Annotated in this window: 5 protein-coding genes and 1 pseudogene; 2 read left to right on the plus strand and 4 right to left on the minus strand. The window is 66.1% G+C overall.

Translation table 11 applies throughout. The features are described from left to right. Nucleotides 1-38 precede the first annotated feature (38 nt). Nucleotides 39-803, minus strand: coding sequence for a metallophosphoesterase family protein (locus tag EOD15_RS28980; RefSeq protein WP_127321977.1), 765 nt, complete (start codon nucleotides 801-803; stop codon nucleotides 39-41). 76 nt (nucleotides 804-879) lie between these two features. Then, nucleotides 880-1236, minus strand: coding sequence for a helix-turn-helix transcriptional regulator (locus EOD15_RS28985; RefSeq protein WP_127260980.1), 357 nt, complete (start codon nucleotides 1234-1236; stop codon nucleotides 880-882). A gap of 208 nt (nucleotides 1237-1444) precedes the next feature. Here EOD15_RS28985 and EOD15_RS28990 point away from each other — a divergent pair, with 208 nt between their 5' ends. Then, nucleotides 1445-2623, plus strand: coding sequence for an MFS transporter (locus EOD15_RS28990; RefSeq protein WP_127321976.1), 1179 nt, complete (start codon nucleotides 1445-1447; stop codon nucleotides 2621-2623). Between the two features lie 28 nt (nucleotides 2624-2651). Here the strand turns inward: EOD15_RS28990 and EOD15_RS28995 are convergent, their stop codons facing one another. Continuing rightward, nucleotides 2652-3110, minus strand: a complete 459-nt coding sequence (locus tag EOD15_RS28995) for a MarR family winged helix-turn-helix transcriptional regulator (RefSeq protein WP_127321975.1) — start codon at nucleotides 3108-3110, stop codon at nucleotides 2652-2654. Between the two features lie 206 nt (nucleotides 3111-3316). Between EOD15_RS28995 and EOD15_RS29000 the strand changes: the two genes are divergently transcribed. Beyond that, nucleotides 3317-4111 (plus strand): SDR family oxidoreductase, encoded by a 795-nt coding sequence (locus EOD15_RS29000; RefSeq protein ID WP_127321974.1) that lies wholly within the window; start codon nucleotides 3317-3319, stop codon nucleotides 4109-4111. Between the two features lie 172 nt (nucleotides 4112-4283). Here EOD15_RS29000 and EOD15_RS29005 read toward each other — a convergent pair. Beyond that, nucleotides 4284-4629 (minus strand): annotated as a pseudogene (locus EOD15_RS29005) (LysE family translocator); the annotation flags it as partial.

Here is a 4629-nt window from a genome sequence, read left to right on the forward strand (position 1 = left end):
ACGCAAGAGCGTTCAGCCGGGCATGAACGCAAGAGCGTTCAGCCGGGCAGGGGCATGAACCCTGTTCTGAGTGCGTGAGCCCATTCCGGCCGGCCCGCCTGTTCGGCTTGCCTGGCGGCCGCCTCGTGGTCGTAGTCGACGGCGATGGCCTCGAAGCGGTCGGGCTGGCCGTTGCTGCCCAAGGTGACGATGCCGTAGCGCGCATACGGCGAGCCCTGCTCGGAGACATGCGCCGGCGGTGTGGAATCGTCATAGGCAGGGCAGCCGATGCTGCCCGGATTGAAGATGACGGGACCATCGGGGACGCGGATCAGTTCCGCGCGGTGGCTGTGGCCGCACAGCGCGATGCGGCAAGCCGGGTCGAGCGTCTTCAGCCGCCGCCGGATCGCCGCCAACGGCGCACGCACCAGCTGGCCATTGACGATGGTATCGGCGAGATATTTCTCGTCATGGTCGGGACGGGCGTGGAAAGCGATGATTCCGGGTGCGATCTCCAGCGTCAGCGGCTGGGCGAACAGCATCTGGCGCTGCGTCTCGGTCAGCCGCGCCTGCGCATAGACGTCGGAGGGCCACATGGTGTCATCAGCGGGGTCGGCGGCGACACGGCGGTCGTGGTTGCCGCGCACCGTCGGCAGGTTCAGCGCCTCCAACCGCGCAAACGTCTCGCGCGGCCACAGCGGGCCGGAAACGCTGTCACCGAGATTGACGGTCAGGTCGGCGCCGCCGCGCCGCTTCAGATCGTCAAGCACGGCGTCCAGCGCCAGCACATTGCCGTGGATATCGGCGAGGACGGCGATGCGCATTTTCGGGAGGCTCCTGTGTGACGCCGCTTTTCCTTTTGCCCACGTCCGTGGGGCGAGGAACCCAAGTTCTGCAAGGTCAGGCGTGGATTTCGATGTCGTGGCCGCCGACCGCCGGCAGTGCCGGATCGTCGCCGGCGGCGGCGATGACGCTGTCGAGCAGGCCGGGGAAGCGGGCGTCGAGATCGGCGCGGCGCAGTGTGATCATGCGGTTGGTGCCGACCACTTCGGCGCGGGTGACGCCGGCCTCGCGCAGTTTGGCCAGGTGATAGCTCAGATTGGTCTTCGAGCCGAAATCGAGGAACTGGCTGCAGTTCAGCGGCACGCCCTGCTTGCTGGCGAGATAGCGCACGATGGCGAGCCGGGTCGGGTCGCCGAGCACGCCAAGCACAATCGGCAGGCTGATCTGGTCCGTATTGGGGTGTGGCAAGGTCATGGCTCGAAACTAAGCACAGTCGGGTCCGATTTCAACGCATCCATCATTGTTGGCCCGCACGCGACCTTTCTCCGTCTGGCGCCGATGCTTCCGACCTGTCCTGACACAGGGCTGTCAGGAAGGTTCAGCTATTTTTCCCTGGCTTCATTGACATGATGCCCTATTGTGTCCAATTGTTCAATAACTTTTGAACTAAGGACATCCCGCCATGGACAAGCGCCTTTTCTGGCTCGCGCTCGGATCGTTCACGATCTCGACCGAAGGCTTCGTCATCTCCAGCCTTCTGCCCGACATCGCGGCGGATGCCGGCATCTCCATTCCGCTGGCCGGCACGCTGATCACCGCCTTCGCGCTCGCCTATGCGATCGGCACGCCGATCCTGGCGACGCTGACAGGCGAGTGGGACCGGCGCCGCGTCATCCTGTGGACGCTGGTGTTCTTTGTGCTCGGCAACGTCGCCGCTGCCTTGAGTTCCTCCTTCGAACTGCTGCTGATCGCGCGCATCGTCATGGCGCTGTCGTCGGGCCTGTTCGCCGCAACCGCGCAAGGCACCGCGGTGGCGCTGGTCGATGACCATCACCGGGCGCGTGCCATCGCCGTCGTCGTCGGCGGCACCACGGTGGCCGTTGCCCTGGGCGCGCCACTGGGCGCGCTCGTTGCCACCGTTGCCGGCTGGCGCGGCACCTTTTTTGCCATCGCCGGTCTTGGCGCGCTTGCGGGCGCGATCCTGTGGTACCGGCTGCCGCGGGGCATCGTTGGCACCAGGCTGCCCTTGAAGCGCAGGCTGGCGGCAGCGCTGCGTCCCGGCGTGATGCCGATCCTATTGACGACAGTGCTGGCGCTGATCGGCGCCTTCACCGTCTTTGCCTATGTCGCGCCGCTTGCCATCGAGGGCGGCGGTCTCAGCCAGATCGCGCTGCCCGGCATGCTGCTTGCCTTCGGCGTCGGCGCCGTCATCGGCAACATTGGCGGCGGCCAGGCTGCCGACCGGTTCGGCGCGACCCGCACCGTCGGCTGGTCGCTGGCGCTGAGTGCCGGCATGCTGGTCCTGCTGTCGGTCATCCCGACGTTCCTGCCGCACCATATTGCCGGGCCGGCTCTGATGGCGATGATGGTGCCGTGGGGCATCGTCGGTTGGGCGTTCCCGCCGGCGCAGGCGAGCCGCATCATCAAGCTGGCGCCCGATGCCGCCCCGATCGTGCTGTCCCTCAACGCCTCGGCACTCTATCTCGGCGTGGCGCTGGGCGCCGTGGTCGGCGGTGCCGTGCTGCGCTACGGCGCGCCGGCCGATCTCGGCCTGGTCGCCGCGATCTTCCCGATCATCGGGCTTGGCATCGTGGTGGCCGGCCGCTGGGCGGCTCGTCCTGTACAGATGCCTGCCGAGTAGGTTTTTTGGCAAACGCTGGCCTAACGCCTTAGGGCGTGGCCTGCGGCAGATCGAAATCCAGCGCGGCGATGTCATCCAGCGCCGCGCGCAGCTTTTCAGCCTTGTCCCTGCCGACGACATCCTCGAAACGCTGCTGGGCGATCTGCCACAGTTTCATCGCGGCCTCAAGCTTGGCCAGCCCCTGCGGCGTCAGCCGCACACGCTTGACGCGGCGGTCCTCCGGATCGGCGAAGGTCTCGACATAGCCGTCGCGGATCAGTGGTTTCAGCGTATGGCCGAGCGCCGACAGGTCCATGATCAGCGACGCGGCGATAGCCCCCATCGCCGGCTCGTCGCCGATATGGATTTGGTAGAGCAGGCCCTGCTGCGTCGCCTTGAGGCCCGATGGCTCCACCACATCATCATAAAACTTGCCGAGCTTGCGCGCCGCACGGCGCAGCGCGGCGTTGTTGCAGAGCGTGAGGCCGGGCAAGCTGTCCTTTGACATGATGGTCCTTGGCGCCGGCGAATGACGCCCGGCTGCACCCCTCAAATAATCCCGGTCCGTATCATTGACAAGATAGTGGCATATGCCTACTTCCCAATTAGTGGTATATGCCACTAAATCAATCACGCGGCTTTCGGTAGCGCGGCAGATGCCACGGCGCCGGGTCAGTCGAAACGAACCAGATCAGTCGAAGAAGGAGCAGGACAATGAGTGGACAGGGCAACAAGGGCACGGCGGTCGTCACCGGTGCTTCGTCGGGCATCGGCGCGGTCTATGCCGACCGGCTGGCGGGGCAGGGCTACGATCTGGTGCTGGTGGCGCGGCGCGCCGACCGGCTGGAGGAACTGGCCGGGAAGCTGCGCCAGACCTATAGCCGCAAGGTCAGCGTGATCAGCGCCGACCTCTCCAACGACGACGACGTCCGCCGCGTCGAGCAGGCGATCGCCAGCGACGACAGCGTGACGCTGTTGGTCAACAATGCCGGCCTTGGCGGCCAGTCCGTGGTGGCAACCGCCGATGCGGACGCTGCCGAACGCATGATCAAGGTCAATGTCATCGCCCTGACGCGGCTGACCCGTGCCGTGCTGCCGGGGTTTTTGGCGCGCAACCGAGGTGCGGTCGTCAACATCGCCTCGGTGCTCGCCTATGAGACCTCGTTCGGCGGCATCTACAGCGGTTCCAAGGCCTATGTCGTCAACTTCACCGAGGCTCTGCACCGCGAGGTCGCGGGTACGGAGGTGAAGGTGCAGGTGGTGCTGCCGGGCGCGACACGGACCGATTTCTGGGAGCTTGCCGGCAGCGATATCGACCAGCTTCCGAAGGAAATCATCATGAGCGCCGACGATATGGTCGATGCGGCCCTTGTCGGCCTTGCCAGGGGTGAAGCCGTCACCGTGCCGGCGCTCGCCGAGCCGGCCAAACTGGACATTTTCCTCGGTGCCCGGCAGGCCTTCTACGGCAGCCTGCACGCCGACAAGCCGGCGGCTCGCTACGCGGCTTGAGGGTTTAGGCTGGTTCGCTTTACGAACCAAAAGGCCCCTCATCCGGCCGCTTCGCGGCCACCTTCTCCCCGCTGGGGAGAAGAGACCGGCGCCGGCGCTGACAATCTCCTCTCCCCGAGGGGAGAGGTCAGCCGAGCGAAGCGGAGGCTGGGTGAGGGGCCTTGCGTCCAACTCAGGCCGTCCGCCACATCGGAATGATCGAGGCGGCCAGCACCAGTGCCAGCGCGATGTTGAGCGCGCGCCATTGCCATTCGGTCTTGAGCAGCCGCGCCAGCACCATTCCGGCCACGCACCACAGTGAAAGCGAGGCGGCGGCCGCGAGGCCGAAGGTGACGCCGAGCAGCAGCGCAAGTTGCACCGGTCCGCTGGCCAATGCCGCGAACGAAGCCGCGGCGCCCAGTCCCATCGCCCAGCCTTTCGGGTTCATCCATTGAATGCCGGCGCCGCCCAGAAAGCTGTTCGGCCTGGCCATGCTCACATCCAGATTGGGCGGTCCGCTGCGGCCGATCTTGATCGCC

Origin of the sequence: Mesorhizobium sp. M7A.T.Ca.US.000.02.2.1, from assembly GCF_003996995.1 — a bacterium.
Lineage (GTDB): Bacteria > Pseudomonadota > Alphaproteobacteria > Rhizobiales > Rhizobiaceae > Mesorhizobium.

Bases quoted from the DNA above. Each gene is read 5' to 3' on its own strand.
- EOD15_RS28980 (WP_127321977.1), bottom strand. From the start codon at position 803: ATGCGCATCGCCGTCCTCGCCGATATCCACGGCAATGTGCTGGCGCTG.
- EOD15_RS28995 (WP_127321975.1), bottom strand. From the start codon at position 3,110: ATGTCAAAGGACAGCTTGCCCGGCCTCACGCTCTGCAACAACGCCGCG.
- EOD15_RS29000 (WP_127321974.1), top strand. From the start codon at position 3,317: ATGAGTGGACAGGGCAACAAGGGCACGGCGGTCGTCACCGGTGCTTCG.
- EOD15_RS28990 (WP_127321976.1), top strand. From the start codon at position 1,445: ATGGACAAGCGCCTTTTCTGGCTCGCGCTCGGATCGTTCACGATCTCG.
- EOD15_RS28985 (WP_127260980.1), bottom strand. From the start codon at position 1,236: ATGACCTTGCCACACCCCAATACGGACCAGATCAGCCTGCCGATTGTG.